Here is a 15,609-nt window from a genome sequence, read left to right as displayed (position 1 = left end):
GGCTGGCTGTGAGCCTGGCTGTGAGCTTCGTTATGCGAGGCGGCGGCGGCACGCTTTCCCTCGTAAACTGGTCGGCATGACCCTGAGCCAGTCCGACACCTCCGCAACAACGTCCGCCGAACCCTTCATCTCCGCCACCGACCTCTTTGAGGGCAGCAGCCGTGGCGAGCGGATGATCGTCCTCGACTCCGACTGGGAGTGGGGTGAGCACGCTGCCTGGAATCTGTACGTGACCAGGCACATCCCCGGTTCCTTCTTCTGTAACCCCGACACCATGCTGTCCGGCTCGCCGTCGGCGACCGCCGGGCGCAACCCGCTGCCCAGCCGGGCCGTCCTGCAGCACTTCGTCGACGACTGGGGCATTCAGCCCGGCGTCCCGGTGCGCATCTACGACCGCGGCGGGCTGATCTACGCCGCCCGCGCGTGGTGGGTCCTGCGGTGGGCGGGCGTCACCGACGTGCGCATCCTCGACGGTGGGACGCCGGCCTGGCTGGCCGCCGGTGGCGATATTGCCGCCGGTATCGGCTGCCTGCGCGGACGCGGCACCTTCGAGGTCCTCGCCGGCGGCGCGCCGACGATGCCGACGGCGTCGCTGGACGAGGTGCGGGAGATCTCCGCCGCGGCGTCCACCGGGGCGGCGGCCCCGTTGCTCATCGACACCCGCCCGGCGGACCGCTTTGAAGGACGCCGCGAGCGCCTGGACCGCCGCGCCGGCCACATCCCCGGCGCGATCGGCGTGCCCGTCGCCGAGCTGCTCGACGAGGGGCGCGTCCCGTCCCCCGAGGTGGTGCGCGAGCGTCTCGCCGAGCACGGCATCACCGGCGACGACGTCGCTGCGGAGACCGTGGTCTACTCCGGGTCCGGGGTGAGCTCGGCACTGCTCATCGCGCTGATGGAGCACGCCGGGCTGCCGGCGGCGCGCCACTTCGTGGGTGGATGGTCGCAGTGGTCCTCCGACCGGTCGCGTCCGGTGGCGTTGGGGTAGTCTCAGAACCGGAAGAACTTTTCTCGACGAAATAATGCGGTTCTGCCCCGACGCGTGTGCCACTCGTTCTATCCTTTGGCCACCGACGCCCAACACCGCAATGGACCGGGAGGCCACATGGAGGACGCAGGCAAGGCAGTGACCGACACGACCGGCTCTGCTGCAGAAGCTGCCACAGAAGCTGTCTCCGGCACGCTCGACGTGGTGACCCCCATGCCCGGCACCGTCGCGCCGCTCTCCGCCGTACCGGACCCCCTGTTCGCCGCGGGCACGGTGGGGCCCGGCATGGCGGTGGTCCCGGACCCAGGGGTGGAGTACGTGACCGTGTGCTCGCCGGTGGCAGGTGTGCTCACCCGGCTGATGCCGCATCTCTTCCTCGTCACCACCGACGACGGGCTGCCGGTCCTCGTGCACATCGGCATCGACACCGCGCAGCTCGACGGGCAGGGCTACTCCAACCACGTCGAGCAGGGCGCACGGGTGCAGGTCGGCCAGCGGATCACCACCTACGCGCCATTGTCCATCGGCCGGCTCGGCTTCGACCCGATCGTGGCGGTGGTGATGATGCAGCAGGACAGCGGTGTCGAGGAGGGGCTCATGCCCGGCGAACCCTCCGAGCCGGGGGATGTGCTGTTCCGGTTCTGAGCGTCGGACCCTTATGCTGGTGGCATGCTCCGCCGATTCACCACCGTGACGTGCGTCCTCCTCATGCTCCTGGGGGTCACCCGACTCGGTGACCGGGTGGACGCGCGGTGGGGGGAACTGCTTTTCTACGGCTACTTCGGGGTGCTGATCCTGCTGATGCTCGGCGGCATCGTCTTCACCGAGCGCGGCTACTTCGGCCCGGCCCGTCACCCGGTCAACCGCGTTTTCGTGGGGCTGAGCTGGGCAGGGACGATTGGCGCACTGGTGCTGATGCTGGAACTGGTGCTGGGCAACGCCATGCTGTTGTGGGTCAACGTGATCGCCAGCGCGAGCATGTTCACCGGCATTGTCGGTGCCTCGGTGGTGGCACTGTCCGCCCGGCCGTGGCGCGACCTGTTCTATTCGCGCCGGCCGTGATGCTCGCTTACAACCCGTGCTTGGCGGCGATGATCCCGCCCATCGTGTCGCGCGGCAGCAGCCGGGCGGCGGGGAACGCGAACCGCGCACTTGACCCGGTCGCGTAGAGCGGGCGGGGCCGCGCGTCCGACACGGCTCTGAGGATCTCCGCGGCGACGGGTTCGGCGGTGATGCCGGTGGCCTCGTTGTTATTGAGGTGGGTCAGCATCGTGGCGAACTCCTCGGCGTAGGGGCCGTGGTCGTCGACGTAGATCGTGCGGCGCTCGGAGAGCCCGGTGTTGATCGCACCGGGTTCCATCACACTCACACCGATGCCGAAGCGGGCGACCTCGCGGCGCGCAGAGAAGGCGAAAGCCTTGATCGCGGCCTTCGAGGCGCCGTAGCTGCCGCGGTAGGCCAGCGGGAAACTGCCGAGCATGGAGCCGACGAACACGATGCGTCCTCGTCGGGCGGCGCGCATTTGCGGCAGCAGGGCCTGGGTGAGTTCGACGTGCCCGATCACGTTGACCTGGAAGAGTCTCTCCAGAGCGTCGCGGGGGAGTTCCTCCAGCGGCCCGTTCTGGCTCTCCCCGGCGTTGTTGATCAGCACGGTGATTGGCCCGGCACCGATATTCGCGAGCGCATCCGGCACCCCGGCGATGGACGCGGGGTCGCCGAGGTCCAGGGCGATGAGTTCCACCCCGTCCGGCGTATTCGCCTGCGCGGCCGCCGAGCCGGGGTCACGGGAGGTGCCGATGACCCGGAAACTGCGCCTGGCCAGTTCTTTTGCCGTGGCGGCACCGATGCCGGACGTAGCGCCGGTGACCAGAGCCGTGTCGCCCTGACGGGGGACGGGCAGTTTCGGGGCGCGGAAGCGGGCGAGGACACCATGCGCGGAGGTTTTCTTCATGCAACCAGTGATACCCGTTCCGCGCGGCGTCCGTCAGGATACGTCGATGACGCATTCCCCCGGCGTGCCCGTGGTGCCGGACGCAGCGACTTCAATGCGGTCCAGGTCGCCGTTGAAGATCGTGGCTCCCGTCGAGTGCATCGTCGCGTTGTCGTGGAGTTCGAAGGTCGAGTCTGTGGTGGTGCCGTCATTCTCGACGTAGGTGATGTCCACCGTGTCGCCGGGTTTGCCGTGGTAGGTGACGTGCGGCGTGTTCTTCTCGTGGTCGATGTCGATGACGCCCGGATCACAGGCACCACCAGCGTCGGACGCTCCGAGCACCGGCGCGTCGCCGCCGCGCGGCGCGACGTCCTCGTTCGTGCCGGACGCTGCGGGCGTGCCGGGCGTTGCGGTCGTGCCGTTCGTGCCGGACGCCGTGGCGTCCTGCGTCGTAGCGTCCTGCGCTTGTTCGGAGTCGCGGGCGGAAGGGGTGCAGGCGCAGAGCGCCGCTGCGGCGGCGAGTGAGAGGGCGGCGAGCGTGGTCTTGTTCATCGGGCCTCGGAGAGTGGAGAGAGCGGGGGGAGGGCGGCGAGCTATAGGAACCGTAGGTGGCGTCCGATCGTGCGTCAATCGCTGCGCGGCACCGACCCCGCACCACGTACAGGATCCGCCCTTTCCGCGGCACGCGCGGCCCGAATCCGGCACGCGACGCGGGGTCACGCCGCCTTCCTCAAGAGGAGGTGGGCTCGATGTGGTCGTCTTTCCGACGTCGACCGGGCTTACCGGTGGTGAGGAGTCCTCTCCACTGATCGGTCGAGTGTCCGGAAGGTGTCTTCCCATGCCTGCCGGACGGTCCTGGCCGGATCGTTGGCCGTCATCCGTGTCCGGGTGCGCAGGGGACGTCAGTCGCTGCGCGGCGCCGACCCCGCGCCGCGTACAGGATCCGCCCTCTTCGTGGCACGCGCGGCCCGAATCTGGCACGCGGCGCGGGGTTGCCTCGCTCGCCCCGCACCGCCCCGCGCCGCCACGCACCGCCCGCACACCAACCTCCGCCCACCCGCGCCACACCCACACCCACACCCGCGATCCAACCGTTTCTGGTGTGCCACGCCACATCCGCGGTTATACTGACCGCGAACTGTCCACAACTGAATCCGCCGTTCGCAGCCACTGTGGGAGAGGCCGGCACCAGCACCGGCCGCCGTAGGAGCAACACCTCCCCGTCGACACTCTCAGGCACCAGCACCATTGTGGCGAGGCAGCTCTGGAAAGAGCCGGTCACCGTCGTCCGTGACCCGGCCGCCGAAGGAGAAAAAGCTCTCAGGCACCATCGACAGAGTGGGGAGGGAGTACACCCGTGTCCGCACCACAGCACACACAGGAAGAGACCCCCTGACACATGGCTACGCCCCACGACGCATTCCCGAACCGTCATATCGGCCCTGACGCGGCCGCGACCGCGGAGATCCTCAGCACGCTCGGCTACGGCAGCACAAAAGAGCTCGCCGCCGCGGCCCTGCCCGCCAGCATCGCCCAGCAGGGCCCCATCGGCCTGGCCCCGGCGCTCGACGAGACCGAGGCCCTGGCCACGCTGCGTGGTTTCGCCGCGAAGAACACGGTGAAGAAGCAGCTCATCGGCGCCGGCTACCACGACACGGTCACCCCGGCGGTGATCCGTCGCAACGTGGTGGAGAACCCGGGCTGGTACACCGCCTACACGCCGTACCAGCCGGAGATCTCGCAGGGCCGCCTGGAGGCGTTGCTGAACTTCCAGACGATGGTCAGCGACCTCACGGGCCTGCCGGTCGCCGGTGCGTCCCTGCTGGACGAGGCGACCGCCGTCGCCGAGGCCGTGCAGATGATGGCGCGGGTGAACACGAAGGCGGCGAAGAAGGACGGTGTCGTCCTGCTGGACGCCGCCCTGCACCCGTCGAGCATCAACATCACGCGTGCGCGTGCCGCGGCGGTGGACATCGCGGTGGAGATCGTGGACGTCACCGCCGAGCAGATCGCCGCACGGCAGGACGCGCTGATCGGTGTGGTCGTGTCGAATCCGGGCACCACCGGCGGGTTGCGCGACGACCTCGCCGAGGTCGTCGATGCCGCGCACGCGCAGGACGCCCTGGTCACCGTGGCCTGCGACCTGCTGGCGCAGGTGCTGGTCACTTCGCCGGGCGAGTCGGGTGCGGACATCGCGGTGGGTTCGGCGCAGCGTTTCGGTGTGCCGTTGTTCTTCGGCGGCCCGCACGCGGCGTTCCTGGCCTGCCGGGAGTCCATGCAGCGCAAGCTGCCGGGCCGCATCGTGGGTGTGTCGGTGGACGCCGAGGGCACCCCGGCCTACCGCCTGTCGCTGCAGACCCGTGAGCAGCACATCCGCCGCGACAAGGCGACGTCCAACATCTGCACCGCCCAGGCGCTGCTGGCCGTGGTGGCCAGCTTCTACGCCGTCTGGCACGGCCCGCAGGGCCTGCGGGAGATCGCCACGGCGGTGCACGGCCGGGCGACCGCGCTGGCCGTGGGCCTGTCTGAGGCGGGCTTCACCCTCGCCCACGACCGTTTCTTCGACACGGTCACCGTGCAGGTGCCGGACGCTGCGGCGACCGTCGCCGCCGCCTGTGAGGCGGGCTTCAACCTGCGCCACGTCGACGAGAAGCACGTCGGCATCTCCGTCGGCGAGTCCACGACGGACGCCGACGCCGCCGAGCTGCTCGCCGTCGTCGCCGGCGCGCGTGGCTCGGTGGCCACGGCGTCCTTCACCGCGCAGGACGGCCCGCTGGCCGACCTGCTGCGCACCGACGACATCCTCACCCACCCGGTGTTCCACTCGGTGTCCTCGGAGACGCAGATGATGCGCTACATGCGTCGTCTGGCCGGACGCGACCTGGCGCTGGACCGCACGATGATCCCGCTGGGCTCGTGCACCATGAAGCTCAACGCCGCGGTGTCGATGGAGCCGATCACCTGGCCGGAGTTCGCCGGCATCCACCCGATGGTGCCGGAGGACCAGGCCACCGGCTGGCTGGAGCTCATCGACGACCTGGAGGACCGGCTGGCGAAGATCACCGGCTACGCCGCGGTGTCGGTGCAGCCCAACGCCGGCTCGCAGGGTGAGCTCGCCGGCCTGCTGGCGATCCGTCGTTTCCACGTCGCCAACGGCGACGACCAGCGCACGCTGGTGCTCATCCCGGCGTCCGCCCACGGCACGAACGCCGCGTCCGCCGCCCTGGCCGGACTGAAGGTCGTCGGTGTGAAGAACGCCGACGACGGCTCGATCGACCTCGACGACCTCGACGCGAAGATCGCCAAGTACGGCGAGCAGATCGCCGGCATCATGATCACCTACCCCTCCACCCACGGGGTGTTCGAGGAGCACGTGCGCGACGTGTGCGCGAAGGTGCACGACGCCGGCGGCCAGGTCTACATCGACGGGGCAAACCTCAACGCCCTGGTCGGGCTGGCACAGCCCGGTGAGTTCGGCGGCGACGTCAGCCACCTGAACCTGCACAAGACCTTCACCATCCCGCACGGCGGCGGCGGCCCGGGCGTGGGCCCGGTGTGCGTGGGCGAGCACCTCGTGCCGTTCCTGCCGTCCGACCCGTGGGCCGACGTGACCGTGGAGCCCGGCGTGCAGGAGGGACGCCCGGTCTCCCAGGCGAACCAGGGTTCCGCCGGCGTGCTGCCGATCTCGTGGACCTACATCGCCATGATGGGCGACGAGGGTCTCACCGAGGCCTCGCGCATGGCGCTGGTCAACGCCAACTACATCTCCCGCCAGCTCGCCGACAGCTTCCCCACACTCTACACCGGGGAGAACGGCCTGGTCGCCCACGAGTGCATCCTGGATCTGCGTGAGCTGACCAAGCAGTCCGGCGTGACCGCCGCGGACGTGACCAAGCGCCTGATGGACTTCGGCTTCCACGCCCCCACGCTGGCCTTCCCGGTGGCGGGCACGCTGATGGTGGAGCCCACCGAGTCCGAGGACAAGGACGAGCTGGACCGCTTCATCACCGCGCTGCGCACCATCCGCGCCGAGATCGACGAGGTCATCGCCGGGGACGTCGCGGTTGAGGACTCCGTCCTGCGCCACGCGCCGTTCACCGCCACCTCGGTGGTGCGCGACGACTTCGCCGACGCCGTCTCGCACGGCCACTTCTCCCGCGAGAAGGCCGCCTTCCCGGTGGCGTCGCTGCGTCGCGACAAGTACTTCCCGACCGTGCGCCGCATCGACGACGCCTACGGCGACCGCAACCTGATGTGCTCCTGCCCGCCGCTGGAGGACTTCGATATCGAAGCTGCAGAAGCAGCTACCGAGAGCGAGAACTGATGACCAAGCACACCGCACTGCACCCGGTCCACGAGAAGCTCGGCGCGAAGTTCACCGACTTCGGCGGCTGGGACATGCCCCTGAAGTACGACAAGGAGCTCGAGGAGCACCGCGCGGTCCGTGAGGCCGTGGGCGTCTTCGACCTCTCGCACATGGGCGAGGTCCGGGTCACCGGGCCGGACGCCGCGGCCTTCCTCGACCACGCGCTGGTCTCGCGCCTGTCGGCCGTGAAGGTCGGCAAGGCGAAGTACTCGATGATCTGCACCGCAGACGGCGGCATCATCGACGACCTGATCACCTACGTGCTCGCCGACGAGGAGTACCTGGTGATCCCCAACGCCGGCAACGCCCCCGCCGTCGCCGAGGCCTTGCGCGAGCGTGCGGACGGCTTCGACGTCACGCTCACCGACCAGACCGACGACATCTCCCTGATCGCCGTACAGGGCCCGCAGGCCGCCGCGGTGATGCTGGAGATCGTCGAGGCTGTCACCGACGCGCCTGAGGCGTCCGGCGCAGGACAAACCGTGCAGGACGCCGTGGGCGGGCTGGGCTACTACGCCGCCTTCCAGGGCACCGTCGCCGGCGTGCCGGCGATCATCGCCCGCACCGGCTACACCGGTGAGGACGGTTTCGAGATCTTCGTGGAGAACGGGACCGACGGCGCACAGGCGACCGCCGTGTGGGACGCGGCGCTCGCCGCCGGTGCCCCGCACGGGGTGCGCCCCTGCGGCCTGGCGGCGCGCGACACGCTGCGCCTGGAGGCCGGCATGCCGCTCTACGGCAATGAGCTGAGCCTGCAGCTCACCCCGGTGGACGCCGGGCTGGGCATCCTCGCCGCGACGAAGTCCAAGGAGGAGTTCGTCGGACGCGACGCCATCGTGCGCGCCAAGGAGGAGGGCACGAAGCAGACGCTCATCGGCCTGGTCGGCGAGGGGCGCCGTGCCGCGCGCGGCGGCTACGAGATCCAGGACGCCGCTGCCGACGCTGAGGGCGTCCGGCTCGGCGAGGTCACGTCCGGCGCGCTGTCGCCGACGCTGGGCCACCCGGTGGCGATGGGCTACGTCGCCGCCGAGGCGGCCGCCGAGGGCGGCGTGGCATCCGTGGGCTCGACGGTGACCGTTGACATCCGCGGCAAGGCCCACCCCTATACCGTCGTTGCGCTGCCGTTCTACACGCGCCAGAAGTAATATCCACCCTGACTGCACCACCCCTGACTGCACTTTTTCTGCTGAGGAGAATCCCATGACTGCACTGCCCACCGACCGCCTGTACTCCGAGGAGCACGAGTGGGTGAACGCCACCTCCGTCGCCGCCGGTGACACCGTGCGCGTCGGCATCACCCACATCGCCGCCGAGGCGCTGGGCGAGATCGTCTTCGTCGAACTTCCCGAGGTCGGCACCGAGGTCGAGGCCGGCGAGCCCTACGGCGAGGTCGAGTCCACCAAGTCCGTGTCCGACATCTACGCCCCGGTCTCCGGCGAGATCACCGCCGTCAACGAGGGCCTCGAGGACAACGCCGGCGTGATCAACGACGACCCCTACGGTGCCGGCTGGCTCTACGAGGTCGCCGTCTCTGAGGCCCCCGCCGACGACGATCTGATGGATCACGAGGCATACGCCGCCGACAATCAGTAGGGGCCGGGGTAGTTTTGTGGCCCTTCCTCTCGAACATTCTCTCTGATATCATTTCTGCTAAGTGATATCAGAGAGAACGGGAGTTTGGTCATGGCTGCGATTACAGTCCGAGGTTTGTCGGACGAAACCCACCGTGGGATCAAAGCACAGGCCCGCGCCAACAATCGGAGCGCCGAGGCGGAGGTTCGAGCGATCCTGGACGGGGCTGTGAAACCTTCTGTCGGGATCGGTTCCGTGCTCGCCGCCATCGGTGCTGAGTTCGGCGGCGTTGATCTCGATGCCGATCCGGAGGCTGTCCGAAGCCAGTGGGGCCGGGAGCCGCTGGACTTTTCATGATCATCCTGGATACCAACGTGGTTTCGGAAGCGATGCGTCAGCGTCCGAACCGGCGAGTCGTCGATTGGCTGGACGCCCAGCCCACGGAAACCCTGTACCTAACGTCCGTCACTCTGGCGGAAATTCGATACGGGATCGCAGCTCTCCCGGACGGTGCTCGGAGAAACTCGATTCTGGAACAGTTCGAGGGACAGTTCGTGGCCCAATTTCGGGGACGGATCCTCCCGTTCGATGCCGAGGCGACCTCGGCATATTCCGCGCTTCGGGCACGGGCCCGCCGGAATGGGAAAGCGATCATGGAATTTGACGCGCTGATTGCTGCCGTGGCGATGTGCCGTGGGGACGTCGTTGCAACCAGGGACACGGCACCGTTCCAGGCTGCCGGAGTCGTCACCATCAACCCGTTCGAGTAGTCGGGGTCCGGGGGATGCCCCGTGCCGGTGGTTCCCGGCTACACCGCCACCTCGTTTATGCTTGGCATGATGTCTTTCGCCGTCCTCGTCCTTCTGCTCGGGCTCGCGCTGCTGGTTCTCGCCGCGGGCCTGTTCTGGCGTGCGTCGAAAGGCCCCTCCCAGACGCACACCCCAGCGCCTGGCCTTGAGCAGGAGTTGGACCCCGCGCCCGCCTCGACTGCTGATCCGGTGCCGGACAAATTGACCGAAGAGCAGCCGGACGAGCCGCAGGACGCCGCGCCAACGGTGCGGCAGGAACAGGAACGTGAGCCGGAAGTAGCCCCCGAACCGGAGGCTATCCCCGAGCCCGCCCCTGAGCAGGCAGCGGAGCCCATCCCGGAACCGACGCAGGACCCGGAAGAAGCAACCGAAGCCGCGCCCGCGGCCGACGCCGCAGCGTCCTCCAACGGGCTGTTCGCCGGGCGTCGTTCGCGGCGCCAGTGGGCGCAGTCCCACGGCTACGAATACGCCAAGGAGGACCGCTACTTGCCGGGGGAGTGGCCGGACAGCCTGATGACGCTGATCAGCGCCGACGCTGCCACCGGATCCGCGGCGACCGTGGCGCGCGACCTGGTCTCCGGATTCACCGGCGGCCACCAGTTCCACCTCGCCGAGGTCAATGGGATGACGGTGGTGGCGTTGCGTCGGGAGTTTTTCTCCCCGGTGCGCGTGCACCTGTCGGATACTGCCGGCATGCCGGCCGGGATGCGTCACTCCGAGCTGTGCGATCGTCCGCCGTACACCGGATACTCCACGGACAATCGTGCGCTGGACCGGATGCTGGACAGCCGGGTGGAGGCGGCATTGCACGCCCTGGCCGGCTCGGTGTCGGACATTGCATTCAGTTCCACGTGGGTGGCGTTGAAGATGGGGCGCAGGACCGACCCGCCGATCTGGGACCACGTGCTGGTGCAGGGTCGTGCGCTGGTGGACGCCTCGCGCGTCCTGCCGCCGCGCGTGACCTCGGTCGAGCTCGACCTGAGTGGGGCCGACCCCACGCGTCCTCGCGTGCGCGCGGCCGCGACCGCCGTCGCCGAGGAGCCGGAGGCGCAGGACGCGGCGGGTGCGGCGTCCGATGCGTCCGATGCGTCCGGTACGTCCGGCGAGCGCCAGGCACCGGCGCACCGCGGGCACCTGCGGGCGGTGCCGGACGCGGCGCGTCGGGCGTCGTCCCCCAACAGCGAGGTAGACGCCGACGCCGAGACGGCGAACGATTCGGACGCCGACACCGGACGTCCGCGGATGGAACGCTCGACCACCCCGGTGGACTTCCCGACCCGCTCGGAAGGCCAGACGATGGGGGACACCTCAACCTTCCCCGAATACCCAGCTGACCGCGCCGATCAGGACAGGCCTGCTCAGGATGGCGCCGCGCAGGATGATGACCCGATCCCCGCGGTCGGGGAGGACCCGGACCATAGCCGCACGGTGTCCGGCGGCGGGCCGCGGGTGATCCGCACCGCCGAGCAGCGTTCCACCATCTTCGGCGACGATACCTCCGCCGAGGTAGACATCCTCGGGGCGGCAGGAGCGGCCTCGCGCGGGCGTCACCGTGCGCCGTCGGCCCGCCACGCCCGACACATCGGCGAGTCGGGTGAGTACCCGGAGGTTGACGCGGAGGTCGTCGACCCCGAGGACACCTGAACCCCGTAAGATCACACCGGACATACCCGCACACCAAGTTAGGACGCCTCCATGAGCACGCCCACCGTCAACGCCGACAAGTTGCAGCGACTCGCCGAGCTGGTCACCGAACTCTCCGTCGTCCGCGGCCGGGTCACGCTGTCCTCCGGCAAGGAGGCCGACTACTACGTTGACCTGCGCCGCGCCACGCTGCACCGCGAGTCCTCGAAGCTCATCGGTGAACTGCTGCGCGAGCTCACCGCCGACTGGGACTACGTCGCCGTTGGTGGGCTGACGTTGGGTGCCGACCCGGTGGCCACCGCCGTGATGCACGCCGGCGACGCGGTCGACTCCTTCGTGGTGCGCAAGGAGACCAAGAAGCACGGCATGCAGCGCCGTATCGAGGGCCCGGATATCGAGGGCAAGCGCGTGCTGGTCGTGGAGGACACGACGACCACCGGCAACTCGCCGCTGACCGCCGTCGCCGCGGTGCGTGAGGCGGGCGCGACCGTGGCCGGTGTGGCCACCGTTGTCGACCGTGCCACCGGCGCGAAGGATGTCATCGAGGCCGAGGGTGTGGAGTACCGCAGCCTGCTCGGCCTGGAAGACCTGGGCCTGGCCTGATGTCGCGCGCCCGGAAGTCACCGTGGCGTGCGGCGTACCTCGCCGCTGGTGCGGCCTCTGTGGTCGCCGCCGCGGCAGGACGCAGCGGTGACCGGGCGACCAGGCTGGTCAAGCCCGCGCTGATGCCGTTGCTCGCCGCGCACGCCTGCACGCGTGCAGGACGCGCCGGACGTTCCGGGGGTGCTGGACGTGCCGGACGCCTGCCGGTGGTGCTCGCCGGGTTGGCCGGCGGGCTGCTGGGCGACGTGGTGCTCATGGGCGAGGCCGGGCGCAGCGAGGACGCCGCCACCAGGGCGCGCAACCTGAACTTGGGTTCGGCGGCGTTCAGCGTGAACCAGGTGGCCTACATCGCCGAGCTGTGGCGGAGCGGGCACCGTCCGCGTCGTTCGACGGTGGCATTGCGCCTGCCGGTGCTGGCCTCCGGGATCGTCACCGCGGCCAGCGGTGCGCCGGCCGCGTTGCCCGCGGCCGCGGGCTACGGTTCGGCGTTGGCGGCGACGTCCGTGTTGGCGTCCGACCCGCAGGCCGGGGACGCTGACGGGCGTGCGGACCTCTCCGGGGTGGGCCTCGGCGGGAATCTTTTCGTCCTGTCGGACGGGCTGATTCTGGCGCGTCTGGCGTTCCTGCGTGGCGAGTCGCCGCTGGTGCAGCGACTGGACGGTGTGGTCGACGGCCTGGTCATGGCGACTTACGTGGCCGCGCAGCTGCTGATCGTCGAGGAACTGACAGGACGAGAGCGATGACCGGCCCCACGGAGTGGTTCGAGCATCCCGTCGGCGTTGGCCCCTGGGAGCAGGAGTACCCGGGCGTGCCGGTGCCGGAGGACGCACACTTCGACCCGGAGCTGCTGGCGAACGGGGACCGTCGCAACGTTGTCGACGGGTACCGGTACTGGCGGCAGGAGTCGATCATCGCCGACATCGACTCGCGGCGTCACCGGCTGCATATCGCGATCGAGAACTTCGAGAACGACTCCAACATCGGCACCGTGGTACGCACTGCCAACGCTTTTGCCGTGGACACGGTGCACATCGTGGGCCGGCGGCGGTGGAACCGGCGCGGCGCGATGGTCACCGACCGTTACCAGCACCTGATGCACCACCCGGACACCGACTCGGTGACCGCCTTTGCCCGCGAGCATGACCTGACGGTCGTGGCGGTGGACAACACCCCGGGCTCGGTGCCCCTGGAGACAGCGAGGCTGCCCGAGCGGTGCCTGCTGCTATTCGGACAGGAAGGCCCGGGCGTGACCGCCCAGGCGCAGGACGCCGCGGCGTTGACGGTGTCGATCGCCCAGTTCGGTTCGACCCGCTCGATCAACGCCGGGGTGGCCGCCGGTATCGCCATGCACACCTGGGTTCGTCAGCACGCGGACCTGGGAAATGCGTGGTGAAGCCCGCCTGAAGGTCCGTGAGAACCATTGGCAGGGCAGGAGATAAAAGGTATGGTTACATAGTTTCTGTACTGCATATGTAAATGATTGTTAGGAACCTCAGTGCCTCTCTCCACACTGACCTCCGCACCGACTTCTACGCTGACTTCTGTACCGGCCGTGCTGCCCTCCGGGCACCGGGGGTGTAGCCGATGAGCGATCGGGAAGTCATCCTGCGCAAGCTTTCGACCAACATCGGCATCCTCGTGCTGATCGTTGCGGTCGTCGGCGTCCCGCTACTGTCGCTGCGCGCCGTAGTGACAGCGGCCGGCGGCCTCCCCTCCGACCAGCCACGGGTCCTCACCGTGCTGAAGGAGGACGTGTCCGACGGCATCACCGAGGACGACATGGACGACATCGCGGACATGGACGGCATCGACACCGTGTCCATCGGCGACGCCGCTGGAATCTACGCCGAGACGGCCGGCGAGGAACAGGCCGACGGCTGGAACGGCGTGATCTACGAGTACCGTCCTGCCGTTAAGCCCGATGGTGTCACCGACGGTTTCTCGTTGGACGGTGACGAAGTCCTGGCACCGGATAACGTCGACGGGCACGACTTCACCATCGACCTCGGCCGCGACATCACGGTCGCCTCCACAGTCAGGACAGGCGTGGAGACGGGGACGTTGCAGAGCACGTCGGTGCAGGTGGCCGGGACCTACGGCGACACGCCGCCCGGGGTGCCGACGCGGGCCTTCTTCGGTTCCCACGAGAAGATGGTCTCGTTGTTGGCCGCAGGCGAGGGCGTAAGCGAGCAGGAGTTCAAGGATGAGGTCGGGTTCCGCACGGCCTCTGTGACTGTTGCCGCTGACGGTGCCGACGGTGCCGTTACTGGCGATGACGTTGATGCGGTCATTTCCGGGTTGGAGGACCGCGGGTACCAGGCGAGCGTCGATGTGCGACGTTCCGATGGCATCTTCGGGGTTGTGATGAATTCTCCGATGCTGATCGGTGTCGTCCTGTTGGCGTTCATCCTGGCCGCAGTCGTGGTTGGACGCGGCGCGGCGCGACACTCCGCCACTCGGGCGGGCGTCGTTGCTGCGAGTGCCCGTGGAGCGGGATTGGGAGGAATCGCCGGCGTGGCGATTGGTGGCGCGGTGGTCGCGCCGCTGGTGGGGGTTGCCAACATCGTCCCCACCGTCCTGGTGACGGCCGTGGGGATGTTGGCCGTCCTGCTCGCGCTTGCGGTGGCGGTGTCCTGGACGGTGGTATTTGTGGCAGGGCGGCGGTACGGGGAACTGGGGTCCGCGGCGCAGTGAGTCCCAGGGTACGGTTATCGGGACGTTTTATTTCACTGAGTTAAGGATGTCCCGGTTCCCATGATCCGCCGTTTCGCCACGCCCCTGTCCATCGCCGTCCTCCCGTTGGCGGCCTCATTCGCTCTGGTGTCGTGTAGTTCCGACGACGCCGAGGCGTCCGAAGAGACCACCGCCGCCGTCGAGGTTCCCGACGCCGGCCAGCCGGCCTCCGGCGCCCCGTCCGACCTGATCATCGACGACACCGTCACGCCCGAGGGCTACGAGTACGACCTCGTCGCCGGTGGCGACTTGCCCTCGTTGGGGGACATGCTCAGTCAGCTTGCCGAGGAACCGGAGTTTGCCGACGTTGAAGGGTTTGACGCTAGTCAGGGGTTCGGAGACATCATGAATGCGAACCCGTTCCAGTGCACCGGCCTGGCGGTGGACGGCGTGACCGTCATGGACTGGATGTTCCGTTCCGCAGAGACAACCGCCACCGCCGGCTACACCCTGCTGGACAATGATGTAGACGGCATTCACATCATGGTCACCACCGACGAGGTGGACCCGCAGACCTTCCCGGCGGACGTCTCCGAGTGTGCGGAGTTCACTCGCGAGATGACCGACGAAACCGACAACACCCTGCAGCACTACACCGCTGAGCCGGTGGACGTCACCGTCGAGGGGGCGGATGTCTTGGGCGCGGCCCGGGTGACGATGACCGGTGCCGAGGTCAACGGCGAGCCCATCGAGGGCGAGGGCATCGGTGAGTCCCTGATCACCGTGACCGCCACGGTCAACGGTGTCAGCTATATGATCGCCGCGTCCGACGCGACGGGTACGGAGCTGGTCAGCAGCCTGGCGTCCGCACAGGCGCAGCGCATCGCCGCCGCCAACGTGTGACCCGGGATCTTTCGGTGAGGGGACACTGTTTGCGCAGTTCATAGGGGGCATTGTGGGGGGTCTCGTTCCTGGGGTAGGTCGACTGGATGAGCGCTGCGTAGGGAGCAGTTGCGTACCACTCGAT

The 15,609-nt window shown here is 68.7% G+C and carries 16 protein-coding genes and 1 riboswitch; of the genes, 14 read left to right on the top strand and 2 right to left on the bottom strand.

All coding sequences use genetic code 11. The features are described from left to right. The first annotated feature begins 76 nt into the window (after positions 1–76). The 3 genes from ACT3SZ_RS10105 to ACT3SZ_RS10095 all read left to right on the top strand — a co-directional run bounded on the left by ACT3SZ_RS10105 (position 77) and on the right by ACT3SZ_RS10095 (position 2,047). Positions 77–985, top strand: a complete 909-nt coding sequence (locus tag ACT3SZ_RS10105) for a sulfurtransferase (protein WP_444618418.1) — start codon at positions 77–79, stop codon at positions 983–985. Between the two features lie 117 nt (positions 986–1,102). Further along, a complete protein-coding gene (locus ACT3SZ_RS10100) occupies positions 1,103–1,630 on the top strand; it encodes a PTS sugar transporter subunit IIA (protein ID WP_444618417.1) in 528 nt (175 codons plus the stop codon). Between the two features lie 24 nt (positions 1,631–1,654). Continuing rightward, entirely contained in the window at positions 1,655–2,047 is a 393-nt protein-coding gene (locus ACT3SZ_RS10095; protein WP_444618416.1) for a hypothetical protein, read from the top strand. Between the two features lie 7 nt (positions 2,048–2,054). Here the strand turns inward: ACT3SZ_RS10095 and ACT3SZ_RS10090 are convergent, their stop codons facing one another. Both ACT3SZ_RS10090 and ACT3SZ_RS10085 read right to left on the bottom strand, forming a co-directional pair. After that, a complete protein-coding gene (locus ACT3SZ_RS10090; protein ID WP_444618415.1) occupies positions 2,055–2,936 on the bottom strand; it encodes an SDR family oxidoreductase in 882 nt (293 codons plus the stop codon). A gap of 33 nt (positions 2,937–2,969) precedes the next feature. Next, positions 2,970–3,467: a hypothetical protein gene (locus ACT3SZ_RS10085; RefSeq protein ID WP_444618414.1), complete on the bottom strand. Its 498-nt coding sequence runs from the start codon at positions 3,465–3,467 to the stop codon at positions 2,970–2,972. Between the two features lie 702 nt (positions 3,468–4,169). Beyond that, positions 4,170–4,262, top strand: a riboswitch (glycine riboswitch). A 52-nt stretch (positions 4,263–4,314) separates the two neighbouring features. On the opposite strand from ACT3SZ_RS10085, the gene gcvP reads away from it, so the two are divergent. The 11 genes from gcvP (at position 4,315) to ACT3SZ_RS10030 (ending at position 15,485) form a co-directional block, all read left to right on the top strand. Next, positions 4,315–7,239: an aminomethyl-transferring glycine dehydrogenase gene (gene gcvP, locus ACT3SZ_RS10080; protein WP_444618413.1), complete on the top strand. Its 2,925-nt coding sequence runs from the start codon at positions 4,315–4,317 to the stop codon at positions 7,237–7,239. After that, on the top strand, positions 7,239–8,426 hold the full coding sequence (gene gcvT / locus ACT3SZ_RS10075; protein WP_444618412.1) for a glycine cleavage system aminomethyltransferase GcvT: 1,188 nt from the start codon (positions 7,239–7,241) through the stop codon (positions 8,424–8,426). Before gcvP ends, gcvT begins: the two co-directional genes overlap by 1 nt. A 55-nt stretch (positions 8,427–8,481) precedes the next feature. Next, complete coding sequence (gcvH, locus tag ACT3SZ_RS10070) at positions 8,482–8,874, top strand: glycine cleavage system protein GcvH (RefSeq protein WP_444618411.1); 393 nt, start codon at positions 8,482–8,484, stop codon at positions 8,872–8,874. A gap of 90 nt (positions 8,875–8,964) precedes the next feature. Continuing rightward, entirely contained in the window at positions 8,965–9,210 is a 246-nt protein-coding gene (locus ACT3SZ_RS10065) for a FitA-like ribbon-helix-helix domain-containing protein (protein ID WP_444618410.1), read from the top strand. Beyond that, a complete protein-coding gene (locus tag ACT3SZ_RS10060) occupies positions 9,207–9,623 on the top strand; it encodes a type II toxin-antitoxin system VapC family toxin (protein ID WP_444618409.1) in 417 nt (138 codons plus the stop codon). Before ACT3SZ_RS10065 ends, ACT3SZ_RS10060 begins: the two co-directional genes overlap by 4 nt. 69 nt (positions 9,624–9,692) lie before the next feature. Continuing rightward, on the top strand, positions 9,693–11,306 hold the full coding sequence (locus tag ACT3SZ_RS10055; protein ID WP_444618408.1) for a hypothetical protein: 1,614 nt from the start codon (positions 9,693–9,695) through the stop codon (positions 11,304–11,306). A gap of 51 nt (positions 11,307–11,357) precedes the next feature. Beyond that, positions 11,358–11,909, top strand: coding sequence for an orotate phosphoribosyltransferase (gene pyrE / locus ACT3SZ_RS10050; protein ID WP_444618407.1), 552 nt, complete (start codon positions 11,358–11,360; stop codon positions 11,907–11,909). Continuing rightward, on the top strand, positions 11,909–12,652 hold the full coding sequence (locus ACT3SZ_RS10045) for a lysoplasmalogenase family protein (protein ID WP_444618406.1): 744 nt from the start codon (positions 11,909–11,911) through the stop codon (positions 12,650–12,652). The genes pyrE and ACT3SZ_RS10045 overlap by 1 nt, the downstream gene beginning before the upstream one ends. Continuing rightward, positions 12,649–13,302, top strand: a complete 654-nt coding sequence (locus ACT3SZ_RS10040; protein ID WP_444618405.1) for a TrmH family RNA methyltransferase — start codon at positions 12,649–12,651, stop codon at positions 13,300–13,302. Before ACT3SZ_RS10045 ends, ACT3SZ_RS10040 begins: the two co-directional genes overlap by 4 nt. Positions 13,303–13,493: 191 nt before the next feature. Further along, entirely contained in the window at positions 13,494–14,603 is a 1,110-nt protein-coding gene (locus ACT3SZ_RS10035; RefSeq protein WP_444618404.1) for a hypothetical protein, read from the top strand. A 60-nt stretch (positions 14,604–14,663) separates the two neighbouring features. Next, positions 14,664–15,485, top strand: a complete 822-nt coding sequence (locus ACT3SZ_RS10030; RefSeq protein WP_444618403.1) for a hypothetical protein — start codon at positions 14,664–14,666, stop codon at positions 15,483–15,485. Positions 15,486–15,609 lie beyond the last annotated feature (124 nt).

The sequence above is a fragment of the Corynebacterium sp. AOP40-9SA-29 genome (genome assembly GCF_052377405.1).
Taxonomy (GTDB): Bacteria; Actinomycetota; Actinomycetes; order Mycobacteriales; family Mycobacteriaceae; genus Corynebacterium.
Note: the sequence above shows the minus strand (reverse complement) of the source record. Positions and strands in the feature narration are given on the sequence as shown.